This window comes from Streptomyces sp. NPDC021093, from assembly GCF_044333135.1.
Taxonomy (GTDB): Bacteria; Actinomycetota; Actinomycetes; order Streptomycetales; family Streptomycetaceae; genus Streptomyces.
In genome coordinates this window covers 1-22,569 of sequence record NZ_JBIRQJ010000008.1, presented here as the reverse complement: position 1 = coordinate 22,569, position 22,569 = coordinate 1, and the positions used below count along the sequence as shown (strand labels likewise).

Annotated in this window: 19 protein-coding genes, 1 rRNA gene and 1 riboswitch; of the genes, 4 read left to right on the top strand and 16 right to left on the bottom strand. The window is 69.0% G+C overall.

Annotation, left to right across the window (positions count from 1 at the left end):
* Positions 1–18: 18 nt before the first annotated feature.
* Together ACH4SP_RS25110 and ACH4SP_RS25105 are read right to left on the bottom strand one after the other, a co-directional pair.
* Complete coding sequence (locus tag ACH4SP_RS25110; RefSeq protein WP_398417800.1) at positions 19–1,494, bottom strand: SulP family inorganic anion transporter; 1,476 nt, start codon at positions 1,492–1,494, stop codon at positions 19–21.
* 698 nt (positions 1,495–2,192) lie between these two features.
* A complete protein-coding gene (locus ACH4SP_RS25105) occupies positions 2,193–2,432 on the bottom strand; it encodes a hypothetical protein (protein ID WP_398417799.1) in 240 nt (79 codons plus the stop codon).
* 210 nt (positions 2,433–2,642) lie between these two features.
* Between ACH4SP_RS25105 and ACH4SP_RS25100 the strand changes: the two genes are divergently transcribed.
* A complete protein-coding gene (locus ACH4SP_RS25100) occupies positions 2,643–3,491 on the top strand; it encodes a PhzF family phenazine biosynthesis protein (protein WP_398417798.1) in 849 nt (282 codons plus the stop codon).
* Between the two features lie 15 nt (positions 3,492–3,506).
* On the opposite strand, the gene ACH4SP_RS25095 is transcribed toward ACH4SP_RS25100, so the two are convergent.
* Both ACH4SP_RS25095 and ACH4SP_RS25090 read right to left on the bottom strand, forming a co-directional pair.
* Positions 3,507–4,277 (bottom strand): CPBP family intramembrane glutamic endopeptidase, encoded by a 771-nt coding sequence (locus ACH4SP_RS25095; protein ID WP_398418358.1) that lies wholly within the window; start codon positions 4,275–4,277, stop codon positions 3,507–3,509.
* A gap of 188 nt (positions 4,278–4,465) precedes the next feature.
* Positions 4,466–5,974 (bottom strand): glutamate--cysteine ligase, encoded by a 1,509-nt coding sequence (locus ACH4SP_RS25090; RefSeq protein ID WP_398417797.1) that lies wholly within the window; start codon positions 5,972–5,974, stop codon positions 4,466–4,468.
* A gap of 506 nt (positions 5,975–6,480) precedes the next feature.
* Between ACH4SP_RS25090 and ACH4SP_RS25085 the strand changes: the two genes are divergently transcribed.
* On the top strand, positions 6,481–7,077 hold the full coding sequence (locus tag ACH4SP_RS25085) for a hypothetical protein (RefSeq protein ID WP_398417796.1): 597 nt from the start codon (positions 6,481–6,483) through the stop codon (positions 7,075–7,077).
* Positions 7,078–7,385: 308 nt separating this feature from the next.
* On the top strand, positions 7,386–7,583 hold the full coding sequence (locus ACH4SP_RS25080) for a DUF5999 family protein (RefSeq protein ID WP_362428633.1): 198 nt from the start codon (positions 7,386–7,388) through the stop codon (positions 7,581–7,583).
* A 141-nt stretch (positions 7,584–7,724) separates the two neighbouring features.
* On the opposite strand, the gene gcvP is transcribed toward ACH4SP_RS25080, so the two are convergent.
* Positions 7,725–10,613 (bottom strand): aminomethyl-transferring glycine dehydrogenase, encoded by a 2,889-nt coding sequence (gcvP, locus tag ACH4SP_RS25075; RefSeq protein ID WP_398417795.1) that lies wholly within the window; start codon positions 10,611–10,613, stop codon positions 7,725–7,727.
* 200 nt (positions 10,614–10,813) lie between these two features.
* Positions 10,814–10,911, bottom strand: a riboswitch (glycine riboswitch).
* Positions 10,912–11,038: 127 nt separating this feature from the next.
* On the opposite strand from gcvP, the gene ACH4SP_RS25070 reads away from it, so the two are divergent.
* Positions 11,039–11,404 carry a PRC-barrel domain-containing protein gene (locus tag ACH4SP_RS25070; protein WP_398417794.1) on the top strand — a complete coding sequence of 122 codons (366 nt, stop codon included), beginning with the start codon at positions 11,039–11,041 and terminating at the stop codon, positions 11,402–11,404.
* 666 nt (positions 11,405–12,070) lie between these two features.
* Here ACH4SP_RS25070 and ACH4SP_RS25065 read toward each other — a convergent pair.
* The 11 genes from ACH4SP_RS25065 to rrf form a co-directional block, all read right to left on the bottom strand.
* Entirely contained in the window at positions 12,071–13,615 is a 1,545-nt protein-coding gene (locus ACH4SP_RS25065; RefSeq protein ID WP_398417793.1) for a DNA polymerase IV, read from the bottom strand.
* 44 nt (positions 13,616–13,659) lie between these two features.
* Positions 13,660–14,268 (bottom strand): MerR family transcriptional regulator, encoded by a 609-nt coding sequence (locus ACH4SP_RS25060; protein WP_398417792.1) that lies wholly within the window; start codon positions 14,266–14,268, stop codon positions 13,660–13,662.
* Between the two features lie 223 nt (positions 14,269–14,491).
* Entirely contained in the window at positions 14,492–14,965 is a 474-nt protein-coding gene (locus ACH4SP_RS25055) for a bifunctional nuclease family protein (RefSeq protein WP_185033262.1), read from the bottom strand.
* Positions 14,966–15,030: 65 nt separating this feature from the next.
* Positions 15,031–15,774, bottom strand: coding sequence for a MerR family transcriptional regulator (locus tag ACH4SP_RS25050; protein WP_398417791.1), 744 nt, complete (start codon positions 15,772–15,774; stop codon positions 15,031–15,033).
* 18 nt (positions 15,775–15,792) lie between these two features.
* The gene (locus ACH4SP_RS25045) at positions 15,793–16,662 is read right to left on the bottom strand and encodes an FHA domain-containing protein (RefSeq protein ID WP_398418357.1); all 870 of its coding nucleotides are present in this window, start codon (positions 16,660–16,662) and stop codon (positions 15,793–15,795) included.
* Positions 16,663–16,810: 148 nt separating this feature from the next.
* Positions 16,811–17,530: a DUF881 domain-containing protein gene (locus ACH4SP_RS25040; RefSeq protein ID WP_398418355.1), complete on the bottom strand. Its 720-nt coding sequence runs from the start codon at positions 17,528–17,530 to the stop codon at positions 16,811–16,813.
* A 74-nt stretch (positions 17,531–17,604) separates the two neighbouring features.
* Positions 17,605–17,937, bottom strand: a complete 333-nt coding sequence (locus ACH4SP_RS25035; protein WP_040019805.1) for a small basic family protein — start codon at positions 17,935–17,937, stop codon at positions 17,605–17,607.
* The gene (locus tag ACH4SP_RS25030) at positions 17,934–18,860 is read right to left on the bottom strand and encodes a DUF881 domain-containing protein (protein ID WP_398417790.1); all 927 of its coding nucleotides are present in this window, start codon (positions 18,858–18,860) and stop codon (positions 17,934–17,936) included. Before ACH4SP_RS25030 ends, ACH4SP_RS25035 begins: the two co-directional genes overlap by 4 nt.
* Before the next feature lie 97 nt (positions 18,861–18,957).
* Positions 18,958–21,453 carry a sugar phosphate nucleotidyltransferase gene (locus tag ACH4SP_RS25025; RefSeq protein WP_398417789.1) on the bottom strand — a complete coding sequence of 832 codons (2,496 nt, stop codon included), beginning with the start codon at positions 21,451–21,453 and terminating at the stop codon, positions 18,958–18,960.
* A 115-nt stretch (positions 21,454–21,568) separates the two neighbouring features.
* Complete coding sequence (locus tag ACH4SP_RS25020; protein ID WP_398417788.1) at positions 21,569–22,177, bottom strand: CDP-alcohol phosphatidyltransferase family protein; 609 nt, start codon at positions 22,175–22,177, stop codon at positions 21,569–21,571.
* A 149-nt stretch (positions 22,178–22,326) separates the two neighbouring features.
* Positions 22,327–22,443, bottom strand: a 5S ribosomal RNA gene (gene rrf, locus ACH4SP_RS25015).
* Positions 22,444–22,569 lie beyond the last annotated feature (126 nt).

Genomic DNA, 22,569 nt, shown 5'->3' with positions numbered 1-22,569 from the left:
CGCTCACATCACATCACCTCACCCCAGCCGCCCCGCCAGCTTCCCGTGCATCGCCGCGCTCGGCTCGTTGAGCCCGGTGATGGTGACGGTCTTCCCGTACCGGGCGTACTTCGTCTCGACCGCGTCGAGCGCCGCCACCGACGAGGCGTCCCAGATGTGTGCCCGGGACAGGTCGACGACCACGTCGTCCGGATCGTCCTTGTACCGGAACTGGAAGACGAGGTCGTTCGACGAGGCGAAGAACAGCTCGCCCGTGACGGTGTAGACGACCCTCCCGCCGTCCACCTCCCGTGCCACTTCCGCCAGGTGCGCCACCCGCTTCGCGAAGATCACCATCGCGCTGATCGAGCCGACGACCACACCGACGGCCAGGTTGTGGGTGGCGACCACGCACACCACGGTGATGACCATGACGAGCGTCTCGCCGACCGGCAGCCGCCGCAGCGTCTTCGGCAGTACGGAGTGCCAGTCGAAGGTCGCGGCCGACACCAGCACCATGATCGCCACCAGTGCCGCCATCGGGATCTCGGAGACGACCGGCCCGAGCAGCAGACACAGCACCAGCAGGAACGCACCGGCCAGGAAGGTCGACAGCCGGGTCCTGGCCCCGGACACCTTCACGTTGATCATCGTCTGGCCGATCATGGCGCAGCCGCCCATGCCGCCGAGCAGTCCGGTGACGATGTTGGCGATGCCCTGCCCGACGGACTCGCGGGTCTTGTTGGAGTGCGTGTCCGTGATGTCGTCCACGAGCTTCGCCGTCATCAGCGACTCAAGCAGCCCGACGAGCGCGAGCGCGAAGGCGTACGGCGCGATGGTCGTCAGCGTGTCCATGGTGAACGGCACGTCCGGCAGCCCCGGCACCGGCAGCGACGAAGGCAGCTCACCCCGGTCCCCCACCGTCGGTACGGCGATGCCCGCCCCGACCGTGATCAGCGTCAGTATGACGATGGAGACCAGCGGCGCGGGCACCGCGGTGGTGATCCGGGGGAACAGCACGGTCAGCACCAACCCGCCCACGACCAGCGGATACACCGCCCACGGCACCCCGGTCAGCTCGGGAAACTGCCCCATAAACACAAGGATCGCGAGCGCGTTGACGAACCCCACCATCACGCTGCGCGGCACGAACCGCATCAGCCGGGCCACCCCGAGCGCCCCCAGCACCACTTGCATCAGCCCGCCCAGGATCACGGCGGCGACCAGATACCCGAGCCCGTGCTCCTTGTTGAGCGGTGCCACGACGAGCGCGACGGCCCCCGTCGCCGCCGAGATCATCGCCTTGCGCCCACCGACGAACGAGATCACCACGGCCATCGTGACGGCGGAGAACAGCCCTACGCTCGGCGAGACCCCCGCGATCACCGAGAACGAGATCGCCTCGGGAATCAGCGCCAGCCCGACCACCAGCCCGCCCAGGACCTCGGTCCGGAACACTTTCGGGGAGGCCAGCCAGTCGGGCCGGGACATACGGGGGACGTGCAGGGAGGACATGGGGCCGTTTCCGTCGAAATACCGTGGGCGATGCGCGGAACAAAGAGCTCCACTCTAGTTGCCACCACCACGGACCCACGGACGCCATGACCCCGCCCACGCCCGCCCTGCTGAGCAGCCGGGTGTACGTCGGCCTGTACGGGGTCCGCGTCAGCACACCGGCCCTGGCCGAGCTCGCCTGCGAACCGCTCGGTCGGGGATGGGGATACGGACGTGCTGTTCGGCCGGGGGTTACGGGCGTACGGCTCGGCCGCAGTCACGGGTGTGCTGTTCGGCCGGGGTGACGGACGTACGGCCCGGCCGAACACCACCGCCGGCACCGACTGCCTTCGCCATCGCCATCACCATCGCCCCGGAACGCCGGGAAGCGTCTCGCCGACTCCTGCTCGTCACGGCCCCGGCCCCGGCCCTACTTCTGCCCTGCCACGCACCGGTGCCATCGGCACCCAGCGCCCGACAGCCCTGCAAGGCGACTCCCGCCGACGGCGGCGGTATCGGCGAACGTGCGGCGACCCAACGGAGACCTGCACGCACCCACGGGTGACGACCCGGCCGACACGGTAGCCGGGGTAGCGGCAGCCCACCCCACACGAGCGGAACGCACGGACCCGGCCACGACCCCGACCCCGGCCCCGCAAACGCCGACCGGCGTACACCCGGCGCAGGCGTCCCACACAGCCCCGCCACCCGGCAACGCCTCAGTAGCACCACCAAGTACCGCTCGCCGGCTGCGGAATCCACCCGTAGCTCCCGGAGTCCCCCGGCCCGCGCCGGAAGACGGCAGTCACCGTGTCGGGCCGATAGGTCCTGATCCGCACGGGGTTCCCCCGCTCGTCGACGGACTCCAGCACGATCTCCCCCGACTTGGTCCGCCCGGCCGCCCGAGCCTCCACCACATCATCGACACCTTCGGCCAACTGCAACATAAATACGGCCACAACGCCTCCTCAGCCCCAACAACGAACCGAAGCACCCTAACCCCCCAAATCCCAACACCCCACCCACAACCACCCATTGAGCCCATCCCGACAAACGTCCACCAGCACCCCCGCCAACTTCGCCGCCCGCCCCACGGTCCACCCACCCCCGGTCCACCCACCCCGAATTGGCCATACCCCCACCCACCGCCCTGTCCCTACGCTCGCCCCATGCGCATCCGAACGGTCGACGCCTTCACCTCAACTCCCTTCCAGGGCAACCCCGCCGGGGTCCTCCTCCTGGAGGACGCCACTTCCTTCCCCAAGGACGACTGGCTCCAGCACGTGGCCGCCGAGCTCAACCTCGCCGAAACAGCCTTCGCCCACCCCCTCCCGCCGACGGGCACCGCCGCCCACCACGGCTCGGGTCCCGCCGACTGGGCCCTCCGCTGGTTCACCCCCACCACGGAGGTCGACATGTGCGGCCACGCCACCCTGGCCACGGCCCACGTCCTCCACACCACGGGCACCGCCACCGGAACGGTCCGCTTCACCACCCGAAGCGGCATCCTCACCTCCACCGCCCACCCCGACGGCACCCTCACCCTCGACTTCCCCACCGCACCCCTGAACCCCGTCGAGGCACCCCCGGGGCTCGCCGAAGCCCTCGGCGTCGAACCCCTCACGGTCCTCTACACCGGGGACCAGGTCGGTGACTACCTCGTCGAGTGCCGCAGCGAGCAGGAGGTCCGCGCCCTCGCCCCCGATCTGAAGGCCCTGGCCGCCCTCTCCCGCCGAGGCGTCATCGCGACGGCGCCCGCCGAGGAGCCCTCCCGGGGCTACGACTTCGCCACCCGCTGCTTCTTCCCCGCCGTCGGCATCGACGAGGACCCGGTGACCGGCAGCGCCCACACCGCCCTCGCCCCGTTCTGGTCCGCCCGCCTGGGCCGCACCGAACTGACCGGCCTCCAGGGCGGCGCCCGCACCGGCCTCGTCCGCACCGCCCTGCACGGCGACCGCACCCATCTCACCGGCCACGCGGTCACCGTCCTCGAAGGCGACCTCCTCACCACTCCTTGAGGGCAGGTCCGGCCACTAGAGGGTGGGCAGCCAGTCCACCCTCCCCGCCAGCACCGCGTACCCCACGAATGCCCCGATGTCGAGCAGCGCGTGGGCCACCACCAGCGGCCCCACCCGCCCCCACTTCCGGTAGAGCAGTACGAACACCACGCCCATCACCATGTTCCCGATGAAGCCGCCCACCCCCTGGTACAGGTGGTACGACCCCCGCAGCACCGAACTCGCGACCAGCGCGGCCATCGGCGTCCACCCCAACTGCCCCAGCCTGCGCAGCAGATACCCGACGACGATGACCTCCTCCAGCACAGAGTTCTGGATCGCCGACAGGATCAGCACGGGGTACTTCCACCACACCTCGGGCAGCGACTCCGGCACCACCGTCAGGTTGAACCCCGTCGCGTTCGCCACCAAGTAGAAGGCCAGCCCCGCACTCCCGATCCCGGCCGCGACCAGCGTCCCGCGCCCCAGGTCGGGCCACGGCCGCAGCCGGTCGAAGCCGAGCGCACGCAGCCCGCTGCCCTCCCGCAGCAGCAGATGCGCGACGAGCGCCACCGGCACCAGGGCGGTCGAAATGCTGAACAGCTGCCAGACGAGATCCAGCCACGGACGCCCCGGAGCGGCCGAGCTGTTGAGATTCGCCGCCTGGTCCTTCAGCCCACCCGGTTTTGTCACCGCCCCGATAAACCTGATCAGCGCGGACAGCCCACTGGCCCCCAACGACAGGGCCAGCACGAGCAGCAGCTCGGTCCCCAACACCCGCCGGGTCAGAGGCCGTTCACGCCCCAGCCCCGGCTTGTCGGGTGTCACGTCGCCGATCTGCCCCGTATCCCCTTGCACTCCGACCTCCGCTTGTGTAGTCCCGCCTCATCCTGATCCCCGCACCGCTGGGGTCTCGCCACAGCCGCAAGGCTCAAGGGAGGGGCACCACCGCAGGGGACGTCACAGCTTGCCCGACAAGCACAGAACAAACGGAATCAGCCCCGCCCCGGAAACCCCACCCCCCACAAATGCACCGGCTCCCCCAAGTGCATCAACTCCCCGTACCTCCGGGTCATCGCCGCCAGCGCCGCCTCCCTCCCCAGCCCCGCCTCCAGCGCCCTGTGATACGTGTCCACCTGCCAGGAAGCCCCGTTCACCCGCCTCCGGCACCGTTCCTCGATCACCCCGAGATACCGGTCCCGGTCCGCCGCCTCCACCCCCCACGCGTCCAGCCCCGCCGCGGCCAGCGGCAGAAGTTCGTCCCGTACGAGCTTGACCGCCGGCACCTTCTGCGTCCCCGCGCCCCGCCCCGTCCGCGGCCACGTCAGCTCCGCGTCGATCCCGTACCGGCAGGCCGTTTCGAAATTCGCCTCCGCGTCCGCGAACGCCATCCGCCGCCACACCGGCCTGGCATCCTCGGCCAGTGCCCGCACCAGCCCGTAGTAGAAGGCCGCGTTCGCGATCACATCGGTCACCGTCGGCCCGGCCGGCAGCACCCGGTTCTCCACCCGCAGGTGCGGCACGCCGTCGGCGACCCCGTACACCGGCCGGTTCCACCGGTACACGGTCCCGTTGTGCAGCACCAGCTCCTTGAGCTGCGGCACCCCGCCCTCGTCCAGCACCCGCAGCGGCTCCTCCTCGTCGCAGATGGGCAGCAGCGCGGGGAAGTAACGCAGGTTCTCCTCGAACAGCTCGTACGCCGAGTCCACCCACCTCTCGCCGAACCAGGTCCGCGGCCGCACCCCCTGCGCGATCAGCTCCGGCGGCCTGGTGTCCGTCGCCTGCGTGAACAGCGGCGGCCTCGACTCCCGCCACAGCTCGTGCCCGAACAGGAAGGGCGCGTTGGCCCCCACCGCGATCTGCACCCCGGCGACGGCCTGCGCCGCGTTCCACACGTCGGCGAAGCGCCCCGGTGTCACCTGGAGGTGCAACTGCACGGACGTACAGGCCGATTCGGGCACGATCGACTCGGAGTTGCAGGTCAGGCGCTCGACACCCTCGATGTCGAGCTGGAAGGGCTCACCCCTTGCCGCCACGATCTGCTCGTTCAGCAGCGCGTACCGGTCGACGTCCGAGAGGTTCGCGTGGACCAGGTCGTCCCGCCCCAGCGTGGGCAGGATGCCGATCATCACGATTCCCGCGTCGACCTCGGCGGCCTTCCGGTGGGCATAGCCCAGACCGGTGCGCAGTTCCTCCGCCAATTGATCGAGAACACGCCCGCCCAACCGGTGCGGAACAATGTTCACCTCCAGGTTGAACATCCCGAGCTCGGTCTGGAAATCCCTGCTGGCAATGCGTTCCAGCACTTCCGCATTCATCATCTTCGGCAGCCCGTCGGCCCCCGCGAGATTCAGTTCGATCTCCAGCCCCATGAGATTCTTCGGCCGGTCGAACTTCTTCTCCTCCAAGAGCCTCCCGAGCCCCGCCAGACACTCGTGGAGCTTGTGCCGGTACTTCTGCCGGTCGACCAGATCGAATCCGTCTGCCACGACCTTCTCACCCATCGGAGCGTCCTTCCTCAGCCGGGGCAGCCCGCGGCAACGGCCGCTGCGTCCTGTGGTTCACGGTCGATGATGCCCCGGCGGACTGATCCATAACGCCCCACCCGCCACCGGTACGCGTTACCCTCGATGCGAATTCCTGCGGGCACATTCCGCGGGCATGGCGCAGGGCGCAGTTACCAGCTTCACAGAAGTGGTCAAAAATGCCGACGAGTTCCGGCCGACCGCCGCTGCGGAGAATGCCCCGGAATCATCCTGCATTCCGGCCTCGAACCAGGACTTTCCCCTTGCTGAATGCCCTGTCCACAGGGCCGAATACCGACTTGCAGGCCATATCCACGACGACTAGACGAAACATCGTGTGAACACGTGTCGTATAAACTCCGCGAACGAGGCGGAGAGTTGACGCCAGGCCCTCGCCCAAGGCCCTCTCCAGCCCCGCACCGCTGACAGCGCCGTCCGCACCGCCCAGGCTTCACCATGTCTCCCAGAGCGAGAGGCGATCCACCATGCCGCTGCACGTACCCCCGGCTCCCGCGCCCGCCCTGCGCAGCGTTCTCGCGGCACTCGGCTCCCCCACTGCCGTCACCGAGGCCCGCACCCCGGCCCTCCGTTCCCTCCAGGGGCCGCTCACGCCCGAACTCACGCTCCCGGTCCACGTCCTGGACCAGATCACCGGAGGCGCCCGCCCGCCCCGCACCCGCCTCACCGGGTGGTGGTTCCTGATCCGCAACGGCGACCGGGCGGTGGCCGCGGCCAATACCGTACTCACCCCCGACGGCTGGACCTTCTCCCACTTCTGCGAGGGCCCCTATCTGAGCTCCACCGAGCGCGCACTGCGCCAGGCCGAGGGCATGGCGGCCGCCTACCAACCGCGGCTGCTGTCCATTCCCGCCCTGTACATGATGACCCTGTGGCTGCACGGCGACCCCACCGCCGACGCCTCCACCGGAGCTCCCGCCCCGTCCGACGTCCTGGTGCCACTGGCCCCCGCCCCGCCCGGCATCGCCCCGCACCACCCCTGCAAGGTCTCGGACCTGCTGCCCGTCCTCACTCTGCGGCTGAACCCGGTCCCGTCGGCCCCGCTCCTCGGCCAGCTCGCCTGACCCTCCGCACATACGGTGCCCCGCCCTCCAGGCCCGGAGGCGCGGGGCACCGCCGTGCCCACGTGACCCATCCGGACTAGCCCGCCCGGGTCACCCCGAACCACCCGAAGAGAGGGGCCAGTTGAGCTGAACCGTCCGCACGGGTGATGCGTCCTCAATCAGTGAGAAGAGCTGCCGTGAAATCCCTGCGGATCGACGCCCGTGGGGCAACACTGGGACCGGACCTACTGATACGGGGGGCGGCCATGAACACCGATTCAAGCCGCAGGAACACCTTCACCACCACCACGCAGCGAAAGAACCCTTCCATGTGCCAGCACCAGCCATCCTGCCCGACCGCCGAATCAGCCGACCGGGAGGCCGCCCGTCCGACGGCGAACCACCCGGAGCAGGGCTGGAGCCTGCTGTGCAACGGCGTCCTCCTCTTCGAGGACACCGGCGAGCTGCTGCCGAACGGGCAGATCATCGCGCCGCACCGCCCGCTGGACGTGGCCACCGCTGCCTAGGCGATCCGCGCGACGGCTGACACAGCCGCCACACGCACCGCGAAGAGCCACACCCGAAGAAGCGACGTACGACGAAGGGGCCGGCCCGGAGCTTCCACTCCGAACCGGCCCCCACGCATGTCACCTGCCGAACGGCACCCGTCAGTTGTCGTACTCGTCCATCGGCGGGCAGGAGCAGACCAGGTTGCGGTCGCCGAACGCGCCGTCGATCCGGCGCACCGGCGGCCAGTACTTGTCGGCCGCCGAGACCCCGGCCGGGAAGACGGCCTCCTCGCGGCTGTACGCGTGCGTCCACTCGCCACCGAGCGCGGCAGCGGTGTGCGGGGCGTTCGCCAGCGGGTTGTCGTCGGCCGGCCAGTCGCCCGCCGCGACCTTCTCGATCTCGCCGCGGATGGCGATCATCGTCTCGCAGAACCGGTCCAGCTCGTAGAGGTTCTCGCTCTCCGTCGGCTCGATCATCAGCGTCCCGGCGACCGGGAACGACATGGTCGGCGCGTGGAAGCCGTAGTCGATGAGCCGCTTGGCGATGTCGTCCACGCTCACGCCCGTGGCCTTCGACAGCGGGCGCAGGTCCACGATGCACTCGTGCGCGACGAGGCCGTTCGGACCGGTGTAGAGCACCGGGTAGTGCGGCTCAAGACGCTTCGCGATGTAGTTCGCGGCCAGCACGGCCACCTGCGTGGCCCGCTTCAGGCCCTCGCCGCCCATGAGCCGTACGTACGCCCACGAGATCGGCAGGATGCCGGCCGAGCCCCACGGCGCGGCCGAGACCGGACCGACGCCCGTCTCGGGACCGGCCGACGGCTGCAGCGGGTGGTTGGGGAGGTACGGCGCGAGGTGCGCGCGCACACCCACCGGGCCGACGCCCGGGCCGCCGCCGCCGTGCGGGATGCAGAAGGTCTTGTGCAGGTTCAGGTGGGAGACGTCGCCGCCGAACTTGCCCGGCTTGGCGAGGCCCACCAGCGCGTTGAGGTTGGCGCCATCGACGTACACCTGACCGCCGGCCTCGTGCACGGTCGCGCAGATGTCGGCGACGTGCTCCTCGAAGACGCCGTGCGTGGACGGGTACGTGATCATCAGCACCGACAGCTCGTCCCGGTACTGCTCGATCTTGGCGTGCAGGTCCTCGACGTCGACCTCGCCGTCGTCCGCGGTCTTCACCACGACGACCTTCATGCCGGCCATGACCGCGCTCGCGGCGTTCGTGCCGTGCGCGGACGACGGAATCAGGCACACGGTGCGCTGCTCGTCGCCGTTCGCCCGGTGGTACGCCCGTACGGCGAGCAGTCCGGCCAGCTCGCCCTGCGAACCGGCGTTGGGCTGGATCGACACCGCGTCGTACCCGGTGACCTCGGCGAGGCGCTCCTCCAGCTCGCGGATGAGCGTCAGGTAGCCTGCGGCCTGCTCGATCGGCGCGAAGGGGTGGATCGCACCGAACTCGGGCCAGGTCACCGGCTCCATCTCGGTCGTCGCGTTCAGCTTCATGGTGCAGGAGCCGAGCGGGATCATGCCGCGGTCCAGCGCGTAGTCGCGGTCGGCGAGCTTGCGCAGGTAGCGCAGCATGGCCGTCTCGGAGCGGTGCTGGTGGAAGACCGGGTGGGTCAGGAAGTCGTCACTCCGCAGCAGCGCGTCCGGCAGCGCCTCACCGACGGCCTCGTCCAGCGCCTCGATATCGCCCTCGACCCCGAACGCGGCCCAGACGGAGGCCACTTGGGCCCGCGCGGTGGTCTCGTCGCACGCGACGGACACCAAGTCGCCGTCGATGAGCCGCAGATTGACCCCGTGCTCACGGGCGGCGGCGACGACCTCGGCGGCCTTGCCCGGCACCCGTACGGTCAGCGTGTCGAAGTACTCCCCGTGCACGACCTCGACGCCACCGGCGCGCAGCCCCTCGGCGAGGATCGACGCGTAGCGGTGCGTCCGGCGCGCGATCCCCTTGAGCCCGTCCGGGCCGTGGTAGACGGCGTACATCCCTGCCATCACGGCCAGCAACACCTGTGCCGTACAGATGTTGCTGGTCGCCTTCTCACGGCGGATGTGCTGCTCACGCGTCTGGAGCGCCAGCCGGTACGCCTTGTCGCCGTCCGCGTCCACGGACACGCCCACGAGCCGCCCGGGCAGGCTGCGTGCGAACTTCTCCCGTACGGCCATGAACCCGGCGTGCGGACCGCCGAAGCCCATCGGCACACCGAACCGCTGCGTCGTACCGACGGCGATGTCGGCGCCCAGCTCACCCGGCGAGGTCAGCAGCGTCAGCGCCAGCAGATCCGCGGCAACGGTGACGATGGCACCCAGCTCGTGCGCCTGCTCGATGACGGGCTTGATGTCCCGTACGACACCGGAGGCGCCCGGGTACTGCAGCAGCACACCGAACACACCGCGCTCGGCGACCTCGGCCGGAATCCCTTCCGCCAGGTCGGCGACGACGACCTCGACACCGGTGGGCTCGGCCCGCGTCTGAATCACGGCGATGGTCTGCGGAAGCGTTTCCGCGTCGACCAGGAACACGCCCTTCTTGACCTTGCCCACCCGCCGCGCGAGCGACATGGCCTCGGCGGCGGCGGTGCCCTCGTCGAGCAGCGAGGCACCGGACGTCGGCAGCCCGGTCAGCTCGGCGACCATCGTCTGGAAGTTGAGGAGCGCTTCGAGCCGGCCCTGCGAGATCTCCGGCTGGTAGGGCGTGTAGGCCGTGTACCAGGCCGGGTTCTCCATGACGTTCCGCAGGATGACCGGCGGCGTGAAGGTCCCGTAGTAGCCGAGGCCGATCATCGGGGCCAGCACCTGGTTCCGGTCGGCGAGCGTACGCAGCTCGGCCAGCACCTCGGCCTCGGTACGCGCGTCCGGCAGGCTCAGCGCCTCCGCGTTCTTGATCGCATCCGGCACCGCGGCGGCGGTCAGCTCGTCCAACGACCCGTACCCGACCTGCGCGAGCATCTTGGCCTGCGCTTCACCATCAGGTCCGATATGACGCTGCTCAAAGGGGATTCCACGCTCAAGCTCTGCGAGCGCAATACGACGGTTGGCGGTCATCTGCGGAAGGCCTCCTGGTCTGACACGACCTGCGAGGGGCACCACGGCACGGGTACCCGGACGGCCTCCCCCTCTGTCATCTCAACCTGAGAGCTTCACCGGAACACCGCGTGACGGAGCTCCGGCTTTCACCGTCGGTGAGGAAGGATCACGCACCGGCCTGTGCCGTGCCCGCCACCCGCCCTGCTTTCCAGAGTGACCTCGTCCGAGCGGTACAGGGGCCTGAGAGATTCCGGGGAGGAGTTGCTCCTTCGGCGCCTCCGAAATCCATCTCGGAGGACTCTCCCGCACGGGGTCAGCAGCCGTTGGCCAGCCTACCAGCGCACTCCCACCAGGATCCCTCGAGTGGCCAGGCTCTCAATTCTGCTCTTTCGTATGTTTTACGGGGTTCACACAGCAGTTGCGACCAGTTGAAGGGACCGACCGTGCAGACCGACATCGATCCGCGCAGCCTGATCGGCCGCAAAGCATTCGACCGCAACGGCACCAAGATCGGAACGGTGGACGAGGTCTACCTGGACGACGCCACCGGCATTCCCGAGTGGGCGGCCGTCCGCACCGGCCTCTTCTCCCGCGACGCCTTCGTCCCCCTGGAACCCAGCAGCCTCGTCGACAACACCCTGCGCATCCCCTTCGAAAAGTCCCTGATCAGAGACGCCCCGGACTTCGGCGTAGGCCGTCACCTCTCCCCCGAGCAAGAGCTCCAGCTCTACCACCACTACGGCCTCAACTCCGCGCCCCCCACCACCCCCGACAAGGACTTCGGCACTCTGGCCAACGGAGAATCCTGACCCCCGCCCTCCCCCAGGACCAGTCCAAAGGTCCTACCACGGTCGGCGCCCTGACACGCACGCCCCAAGGCCTGGAGCACCAGCACCCCTCGACCTGGTCGCGACCTCCCCAAGCTCTCGGCTCCACTCACACACGAGAGCCCCCACCCGCTGCCCGTCCCCTCCGCCCTTGCCCTGCACGGCGCCGCCGCCCTCGTGCGCCCCGTCGTACGGGAGGACCACACCCCGCCGTGCTGAAGCTCCAGCTCCGGAACGAGGAGAGCAAGGGCGAGGCGCCCGCGCTCCGCGCCTGGACCGGGCGGCACGGCGTCGTCGCCCTCGTGCTCCCTGTCGTACGGGAGGACCACACCCCCGCCGTGCTGAAGCTCCAGCTCCGGGACGAGAAGAGCAAGGGCGAGGCGCCCGCGCTCCGCGCCTGGACCGGGCGGCACGGCGTCGTCGCCCCACCCCTGCCTTGCAACTGCCCCCCCGCCTCTCGGCTCCGCTCAAGCAGAGGAGACCTCACCCGCTCCACGTCACCGCCCCTGCCGTGCGGCTGCACACTTCCCCGACCCTCTCAGCTCCGTCCGACCAGGGCAGTACCCCATCCGCCCCCGCCCAGCCCCGCCCCAGCCAGGCAGACAGACAGACCCCATCACCCGCACCAGCCGTACCGAACAGGCAAGGTCACCCCATGCGGCCCGGCCCGCCGGAAAGCTCCCGGGCCCCCACGTCCTCCCCCGGCACCCCCACCAACGGCAACGGCTCCGCCACCTCCAGTTCCGGATCGTCCACCAGAAAGGTCCTCACCCGTCCCGGCCCCGGCGACCCCGGCTCCTCGAACCGCACCGTCACCCGCCCCACCCCGCTCCCCTGCACCCACCCCGCGCCGTACTCCGCATGCCGCACATCGTGCCCCGCATGCCACCGCCGCTCAGCAACCGGCTCACCCCCGCCACCCCCGGCCCCAGACCCGATCCCAGACCCGATCCCGGTCCCAGACCCGGCCCCGGCCTCTTCCCTCTCGCTCTCCCCCTCCTCCTCAACGCTCTCCCCCACCGCATCGGCCGATCCGCCACGCCCCGAGCCCTCAGCCCCGGCCGCCGTCCCCACCCCCCGGCCCTGCCCTTCCACCGCCTCTTCCGCCTCTTCCGCCTCCCGCGCCGCCTGCGCGAAAAGGTCCTCCTGCGTAAAGTCCGCCAGCCCGGTCACCCCGACCCCCAGCAGCCGCACCCCGCCCGTGGTGTCCACACCCTCCAGCAGCCGCGCGGCCGCCTCCCGCACGACCCCGGCGTCGTCCGTCGGCCCGCGCAGCGTCTCCGACCGCGTCAGCGTCGAGAAATCGAACCTCCGCACCTTGAGCACCACGGTCCGCCCCGACCTCCCCGCAGCCCGCAGCCGCTCGACGCACCGCTCGGCCAGCCGCTCCACCTCGGACCGCACCCGCACCCGGTCGTGCAGATCCACGTCGAAGGTGTCCTCGACCGACACCGACTTCGCGTCCCGCTCGGCCACCACGGGCCGGTCGTCGATCCCCCGCGCCATCCGGTACAGCGACGCCCCGTGCGCCCTCCCCAGCAGCCGTACGAGCTCGTCCTCGCCCGCCGCCGCGAGGTCCGCCACCGTCGTCATCCCGGCCCGTCGCAAATGGTCCCCGGTCGCGGGTCCCACCCCCGGCAGGATCCGCACCGGCATCGGCGCGAGCAGCTCCCGCTCGGTCCCCGGAGCTATCAGCACCAGCCCGTCCGGCTTGGCCTGCTCGGACGCGATCTTGGCCAGCATCTTGGAGCCCGCGAGCCCGACCGACCCGCTCAGTCCGGTGACCGCCCTGATCCGCTTCCGCAGCCGCTCGCCGACCTCCCGCGCGGACGCGGTGTCGTCGGCCGTGCCGCCCGCCTCCAGGTCCACGAACGCCTCGTCCATGCTGAGCGGCTCCACCAGGGGCGACAGCTGCCCCAACAGCTCCATCACCTGCTCGCTCACCGTCCGGTAGAGCGAGAAGCGCGGCACCAGATAGGCGGCATTGGGCGCGAGCCGCCGCGCCTGCGCCATCGGCATGGCCGAGTGCACCCCGAAGCGTCTCGCCTCGTACGAAGCGGTGGCGACCACCCCTCGGGGCCCCAGCCCGCCCACGACCACCGGTTTCCCGCGCAGGCTGGGTTTCGCCGCCTGCTCTGCTGCGGCGAAGAAGGCATCCATGTCGAGATGCAGAATGGTCGGCGCGGTCCTCACACCACCGATGCTGCCCTACGCCACTGACAATCGGCAGAAGGGCGTCAGCCGGCCCTGTTCCGCCGACGCGCCAGCTCGTCCCCCGGGTTGTTCCCGACCAGCGTCTCGCCCGTGTCGACACGCTCCCCGTGCAGCTGCGACAACGCCGTCTCCACGTCCCGCCACACCACGCCCACGGCGATCCCGAAGATCCCCTGGCCGCCCTGCAACAGGCTGACGACCTCGTCCGGCGAGACGCACTCGTAGACGGTCGCCCCGTCGCTCATGAGCGTCATCCGCTCCAGATCCTGGAAGCCGCGCTCCCGGAGGTGCTGCACAGCGGCCCGGATGTTCTGGAGTGCGACACCGGTGTCCAGGAACCGCTTGACGATCTTGAGGACCACGACGTCACGAAAGCTGTAGAGCCGCTGCGTCCCGGATCCGTAGGCGGGCCGCACGCTCGGCTCGACGAGCCCGGTGCGCGCCCAGTAGTCCAATTGCCGGTACGTGATACCGGCCGCCGCGCACGCGGTGGGCCCCCGGTACCCGACCGTCTCGGTCACCCCGGCAGCGGCCTGTGCCGCCGCGAGGGGGTGCTGACTTGCTGTGGGGTCGGCCGAACTGCCGAGCGGATACGGCCCGCCCGTCGCCGTACCGTCGCCGCTGATTCTCACGCCGACCTCCGTCCTTGACCTGCCTTGTCGACGGTAGGCAGTCACCCGGGGTGCGTCAACGATCGCCACACTCGGCATGCCGAGTGATAATCACCCTGAGAGTGGTTTGCCGTGTCTCTCATCGGGGAAAGACTGCTCGAATGCGCTGAAATCCACCGGGAATCGGCGGGCTCGGCCGGGAAGCACAGCGGCTCACCGGCCGCAGCTCACGGTCGGCCACAGCTCACTGGCTGTTGGTGCCGAAGTCCTCCGGCGAGATCTGGTCGAGGAACTCGCGGAACTTCTCCACCTCGTCCTCCTGCTCGTCCGGAATGGCGATCCCGGCGTCGTCCAGCACCCCGTCACTGCCGTAGATCGGCGTCCCGGTGCGCAGCGCCAGCGCTATCGCGTCGGACGGCCGCGCACTGACCTCCACACCGCTGGCGAAGACCAGCTCGGCATAGAAGACCCCGTCCCGCAGATCGGTGATCCGCACTTCGGTGAGCTCCTGGCCGACCGCTTCGAGCACGTCCTTGAAAAGGTCGTGCGTCAGCGGCCTGGCGGGTGCCAGCCCCTGCTGGGCGAAGGCGATGGCCGTGGCCTCACCCGGTCCGATCCAAATGGGAAGGTACCGGTCGCCTCCCACTTCACGCAGGAGCACGATCGGCTGGTTGTTGGGCATTTCCACCCTGACACCTACGACGTCGAGCTCGTTCACACAGCAACCCTAGGACGTGCCCGACCGGTTTGGGTAGTCGGGCTCCTGTTCACTCCAAGTACAGCTCAGTTCGAGCCGGACCTCAGCGCCGTCTGAACCAGCGCCGCATGCAGTCGTACGGTCAGGCCAGCGAGCTCCCTGGTGGTCGCCTCGGCATGTGCCCTGGTCTGCGGATTGCGGTGCCGCCGCAGCGGCGCGACCACATTGCCGATCAGCCCGGCCTCCCGGTCCGCCGCGGCCTTCATGGCCCGCAGGTGCCGCGGCTCCAGGCCGAACCGCCCAAGATCCGCCACGAGCTTGGCGACCGTGACGGCCTCCGCGTCGTAGCCGCCCTCCGGCAGCTCCGCGATGAGTCCGTACGCCTCCCACTCGCCGAGGTCGCTCTCCGCCACCTCGGCGGCGGCGAGCAGCTCGTCCCGCCCGAGGCGGACCACGGTCACCCGCTCGGGCGCCGTCTCCGGCGCCCCTTCGAGCAGCTCGCGCGGACCGCCGGGGGAAGGCAGCTGGACGTTCTCGCCGCGCTCCAGCGCGTCGAGGTGCTCCTTGATGACCTTGAGCGGGAGGTAGTGGTCGCGCTGCATGCGCAGCACCTGGGCGAGCCGCTCGACATCTGCCGGGCTGAACTTCCGGTACCCGGACGGCGTGCGCTGCGGCTCGACCAGTCCCTCCGCCTCCAGAAAGCGGATTTTCGAGATCGTGACTTCGGGAAATTCCTCACGCAGCAGGCTGAGCACCGAACCGATGCTCATCAGCCGACTGCCGGCGGAGGCGGTGCCGCGCACGGCACCGCCCGTCTGGATTCGCAGCATGGACCTTCCCTGGAAGGATCAGACGCCCTGCTGGCTCGCGTAGAAGACCAGCCGGTACTTACCGATCTGCACCTCGTCGCCGTTCGCCAGCAGGACCGCGTCGATGCGCTCCCGGTTGACGTACGTGCCGTTGAGGCTGCCGACGTCGGAGACGGTGAACCCACCGTCGCCGCCCCGGCGGAACTCCACGTGCCGTCGCGAGACGGTCACGTCGTCGAGGAAGATGTCGCTCTGCGGGTGGCGGCCGGCCGTGGTCAGCTCACCGTCCAGCAGGAAGCGGCTTCCCGAGTTCGGACCGCGGCGCACCACCAGCAGCGCCGCACCGAGCGGAAGGGCGTCGACCGCGGCCTGGGCCTCGGGCGACAGCGACGGAAGGGCGGTCTGCCCGGTCTTCTCCGCCTCGTACGCCTCAAGCCCCGAGATGGAGATGGTCGACGTGGTCTCCGACGGACGCTCGGCAGCGACGCCGCCCCGCAGCGGCGCACCGCAGTTGGAGCAGAATCGGCTGTCCGCAGCGTTCCGGTGACCGCACCTCGTACAAACCGGCAAGGCCGACATGGACGGATCCTCCTGCCGCGGCTGCCCCGCGTGGTGGGCGCTGGTTGCGTATGGGTCGGGAGTAAACCCTCCACCCGTACTTGAGGTTGATGGTTCTCCGGAACCTATGCGGCCGGGACCGGCCGGGTCAACAGACGGCGCGCCGTGGCCGCCGACCTCGTCGCGGAAGAGCGGGCGCTCTCCGCTCTGCTCCTCCCCGTCACCGGGGCGCGGGGCACGGTGACGGGCAGTGTGGGAGCTGCTGTCGTCACGTGCACTCTTGCCGAACAATTTCGCAAACAACTTCACGGGCGATTCCCCTTGACCGAAACAGACCCGCCCGTGGGGCAGGACGAACCCTGCATCAACAAACCTGCTGACTTGGACATCTTCATAACGTCCGTATCACTCGGACAGTTTCCACCACGCACCACGTCCTTGGTGCGCCGACCCCCCGCAACCTCATGCCCGTGTCCGACAGCGCTCATTCGCCCCAGCTTCACTGGGATGACGACCGAGCGTAGTCAGGCCGCTTCGCCGGTCGCAAGGCATTCACGACGATCTTCTCAAGTCGCTGCACCGTGGCGGTGGCCTGCTCCTTCTCCAGAGTCTGCACGACCCCGCCGGGGATGTTCAGCGCGGGCTCCAGATCCTGCGGCTTCCCGATCACCTTGAAGGTGTACGGGGCCCGAACTTCCTTGCCGTCCACCTGGATGCTGCCGGCGTCCCCGGAGAAGTAGGTGTTGGCCACGACCCGTACGTCGTTGATCTGAATCGCTTCCGCACCGGCCGCCCGGAGTTCCTGAATGGTGTCGAGCAGCCGGTCGGGCTCCACCGCACTCCTCGGGTCGTTGACGGTCAGCGTGATACCGGGGCCCTGCGCACCCACGGTGCCGGCCAGCACGCCGAGCTGGCGCTCCTTCTCCAGCGTCTGCTTACGGGCCTCCTCGGCCTGGTCGGAGCTGCTCTCCAGCTCCGAACGCTGGTCCTCCAGCCGCTGCTTCTCGTCCTCCAGCCGCTGCGTACGGTCGTCCAGCTCGTTCAGGATCCGTACGAGGTCCTCCTGCCGCGCGCCCCGCAGCGCACCGTCCGCGCTGGTCGAGTTGACCTGAATGGCCAGCCCGAGCCCGAGTCCGAACAGCAACAGGGCGACGATCAGCTGGGCTCTGGTGACCCGCGGCGGCCACAGCCCCGCGACCAGCCGCTGCCGGCCCGTCATCTCCTCGTGGCCGTGCTGCTCTTCGTGCCGGGGATTCTCTTCGTCCGTGTGCTGCTCCTCGCTGCTCACCGGCGTCACGCCCGGAAGATGTGCCGACGGATGGCGGCAGCGTTGGAGAAGATCCGGATGCCGAGGACGACGACCACGCCCGTCGACAGCTGCGCACCGACACCGAGTTTGTCGCCGAGGAAGACGATCAGGGCGGCCACCACCACGTTCGACAGGAAGGAGACGACGAAGACCTTGTCGACGAAGATGCCGTCGAGCATGGCCCGCAGGCCGCCGAAGACCGCGTCCAGCGCGGCGACGACGGCGATGGGCAGGTAGGGCTCGACCACCGCCGGCACTTCGGGCCGGACCAGCAATCCGACCACGACTCCCACGACGAGGCCCAGTACGGCGATCACGATGTGCCCTTCTCTGTCTTCTGTGCGTCGGCCACGCCCTTCCCGGCGTCTGCGGCCTGCGGTTGGGCGATGCGTACGATCAGGCTCGGCGCGGCCGGCAGCCGCACCTCTTCCTGGTCGGAAATGCTGGTGCGAATGCCGTAGCTCTCCTGCAGCACATGCAGGTACTGCCCGTCGGCACTGTCGTTGAACGTGGTGTTGAGGTGCTTCCCGCCCACGGCGAGCACCGTGTAGGGCGGCGCGAGGGGCTTGTTGTCGACCAGTATGGCGTCCCCCGCCGCCCTGATCGCCGACAGCATCGTCAGTCGCTGCCCGTTGATCGCCACGGCCTCCGCGCCGGACTGCCAGAGACCGTTGACGACCCGTTGCATGTCCCGGTCCCGTACCCGTCCGGTGTCGGAGAACCCACTGCTTCCGCGCGGTCCGTCACTGCCTTCGCCGGTCTCCTTGGCATCGTCCACGACGAGCTTGATGCCGGGCCCCTGGACGGGGGTGGCGCCGGACAGCAGGGCCGTCAACTGGCCCTGGTCGCCGCCGTGCTCCTCAAGTGCCTTGCGCTGGCGCTCCCCCACGTCGCCACGCAGGGCGTCGACTTCCTTCTCCAGCTTGTCCGCGGCCGCGGTCTCCGAATCGATCCGGCCGACGAGCTCCTCACGCTCCTTGGCCACCACCGGTGCCGCTATCCGGGCGTTCGCCGCCCCGAGCGTGACCACCGCGGCAGCCAGTACGAGACAAGCCGCCAGACCGAGCTTCCGCCGCAGGGTCCGCGGCATCCCCGCGGTGCCGTCGGCCTGCTGACGGGCCGCCGCCTCCGCGTATCCGTCGTCGAGGCTGTGCTCCATCACGTTCGTCAGCAGCGACATGGACGCGTCGGGACGCCGCGGTGGAGAAGGGGTGCTCCGAGCGGGGGGCTGCTGCGACATGCCGCACATCGTCGCATGTCGCAGCCCCTACCACCGAATGGCCCCACCGGTGCACCGGACGCCGTCGCAAGACGTCCTCCGGCACACCGGTCCGACCTCAGTGACCTGCGCTGTCGACGATCGTCGACCACTCGTCGAGGAGTGCCTGGGCCGATTCGTCGTCCGGCCCTTCGGCCCACAAATGAGTGACCGCCTCCGCCGGGTCGGGCAGCACCATCACCCAGCGCCCGTCGGCCTCTACGACCCGCACGCCGTCGGTCGTGTCCACCGACCGCTCCCCGGCCGCCTCGACGACCCGGCGCATCACGAGACCCTTGACCGCCCACGGCGTGGCGAGGTCGCGCCGCAGCACGTGCGCCCGCGGAATCCGCGCGTCGATCTGGCTCAGCGTCAACTGTGTCCTCGCCACCAGCCCGATCAGCCGCACGAAGGCCGCTGCCCCGTCGAAGACGCTGCTGAACTCCGGCACGATGAACCCACCGCGCCCGTCCCCACCGAAGATGGTCGCGTCCTCGCGGCCCACCCGCGTCAGATCGTCCGGCGAGGTGGTCGTCCACTCCACCTGGGTCCCGTGGTACGCCGCCACCTGCTCGGCGACGCGAGTGGTCGTCACCGGCAGCGCCACCCGCCCGCTGCGCCGCTCGGCGGCCACCAGGTCGAGCATCACCAGCAGCGCCCGGTCGTCCTCGATGATCCGCCCACGCTCGTCCACCAGCGAAAGCCGCTCGCCGACCGGGTCGAACCGCACCCCGAAGTCCGCCCGCGCCGACGCGACGATCTCGCCGAGCCTGACCAGCCCGGCCCGCCGCGAGTCAGCGGTCTCGGTGGGCCGCGCCTCGTCGAGCCCGGGGTTGATGGTCAGCGAATCGACCCCCAACCGCCCCAGCAGACTGGGCAGCACCAGTCCCGCGCTCCCGTTCGACGCGTCGACGACGACCTTCAGCCCGGAATCAGCGATACCGGTCGCGTCCAGATTCCTGAGCAGCGATCCGGTGTACGAGTCGAAGACGCTCGCCGGGAAGTGCAGATCCCCGATCTCCCCGGGAAACGCCCGCCGGTACTCCTGACGCGCGTACACCCGGTCCAGCTTCCGCTGCCCGCCCTGCGACAGGTCCGCACCGCGCTCGTCGAAGAACATGATGTCCACCGAGTCCGGCACGCCGGGAGTCGTACGGATCATGATCCCGCCGGCACTGCCCCGCGCGGTCTGCTGCCGTGCCACCGGCAGCGGTACGTTCTCCAGATCCCGTACGTCGATGGCGCTCGCCTGCAGCGCGGAGATCACCGCCCGCTTGAGCGCCCGCGCACCACGGGAGTGATCGCGCGCGGTGGTGACCGTGGACCCCTTCTTCAGGGTCGTCGCGTACGCCCCTGCCAGCCGCACGGCGAGCTCCGGCGTGATCTCCACGTTCAGGATCCCTGAGACCCCACGGGCCCCGAAGAGGTGCGCCTGGCCCCTGGACTCCCAGATCACCGACGTGTTGACGAAGGCGCCGGCCTCGATGGTCTTGAACGGGTACACCCGCACATTGCCCTGAATGATCGATTCTTCACCGACCAGGCACTCGTCCCCGATGACTGCCCCGTCCTCGATCCGGGCCGCCCGCATGATGTCGGTGTTCTTGCCGATCACACAACCGCGGAGGTTGCTGTGCTGCCCGATGTAGACGTTGTCGTGGACGACGGCCCGGTGCAGGAAGGCGCCGCTCTTCACCACGACGTTCGACCCGATGACGCTGTGCTCGCGAATCTCCGCCCCGGCCTCGACCTTGGCGTAGTCGCCGATGTACAGCGGCCCCCTGAGCACGGCGTCCGGATGGACCTCGGCACCTTCGGCGACCCAGACTCCGGGCGAGATCTCGAACCCGTCGAGCTCGACGTCGACCTTGCCCTCAAGGACGTCGGCCTGGGCCTTCACATAGCTCTCGTGGGTACCGACGTCTTCCCAGTAGCCCTCTGCGATGTACCCGTAGACCGGCTTGCCTTCCTTCATCAACTGAGGAAAGACATCACCGGACCAGTCCACCGGCACGTCGGACTCGACGTAGTCGAAGACCTCGGGCTCCATCACGTAGATGCCCGTGTTCACGGTGTCGGAGAAGACCTGACCCCAGGTCGGCTTCTCCAGGAAGCGCTCCACCTTCCCTTCCTCGTCCACGATCGTGATGCCGAATTCCAACGGATTCGGCACCCTCGTCAGGCACACCGTGACAAGTGAGCCCTTCTCCTTGTGGAAACGGATGAGGTCGGTCAGGTCGAAGTCGGTCAGGGCATCGCCCGAGATGACGAGGAAAGCGTCGTCCTTCAACGCCTCTTCGGCATTCTTCACGCTGCCCGCAGTGCCGAGTGGCTTCTCCTCATTGGCATAGGTGAGCTCCATTCCGAGCTCTTCCCCGTCGCCGAAGTAGTTCTTGACGAGCGAGGCCAGAAACTGCACGGTTACGACGGTCTCATTGAGCCCATGCCGCTTGAGCAACCGCAGCACGTGCTCCATGATCGGCCGGTTGGCAACCGGCAGGAGTGGCTTGGGCATGCTCGAGGTCATGGGGCGAAGGCGTGTACCTTCGCCACCGGCCATCACGACGGCCTTCATGTCGGAAGCGTCCTCCTTTGAAGAGAAGATCTAACCGACTGCGCCCGCCCGGGGCCCTTCCACGGACTTCAGAGGTCCGGAAGGGCCGGCGCTGCGCTGCGCCACTTCGACAGACTCAATCGGCCGAGGTGTCCGCCTTGACCAGCCGACGGACCTGCACCACGTAGAGAATCCCTGCCCACCAATACAGGGTTGTACCCCATCCGGCGAACGCCCATCCGAAAATAGCACCCAGAGTCCCGAGCCACCCGTCCTGAACGCTGAGCAGCAGCAACGGGAAGGCATACATCAGATTGAACGTGGCTGCCTTGCCCAGGAAGTTCACCTGCGGCGGCGGATAGCCGTGTCGACGGAGGATACCCACCATCACGAGAAGCATGAGCTCGCGTGCCAGAAGAGCCGCTGTAATCCACCAGGGAAGGATCTCCCGCCAGGTCAGCCCCACCAGGGTGGACAGAATGTAGAGCCGGTCAGCAGCTGGGTCGAGCAACCGCCCAAGATTGCTGATCTGATTCCACTTACGCGCAAGCTTGCCGTCGAGGTAGTCGCTGACGCCACTGAGCATCAGCACCAGCAAGGCCCAACCGTCGCTGTTGGGCCCACCGAACACAGGGCGAAGAATCAGCCACAGGAACAAGGGCACGCCAACGAGACGAGCCATGCTCAGAATGTTGGGGATGGTGAGGACTCGGTCCGTCTGAACTCGAGTCTCCTGGACCTCCACCCGGGGGCCTCCTGTGGGAACGTGCCAACGATTTTCACCCTGACCTTACCCTCAGCCACTGCCGGCGACCGCACAGGGGTACAACATGCCCCGTAAACGCAGAAAAGCCCCGCACCAGTTTCCTGGTGCGGGGCTTTCCCACAATGATTGTTCGGCGGCGTCCTACTCTCCCACAGGGTCCCCCCTGCAGTACCATCGGCGCGGAAAGGCTTAGCTTCCGGGTTCGGAATGTAACCGGGCGTTTCCCTAACGCTATGACCACCGAAACACTATGAAATTTGAACACCTGGCTGTTGACACAGGACTGTTCGTTATTTCAGAACTAACACAGTGGACGCGAGCAACTGAGGACAAGCCCTCGGCCTATTAGTACCAGTCAGCTCCACCCGTTA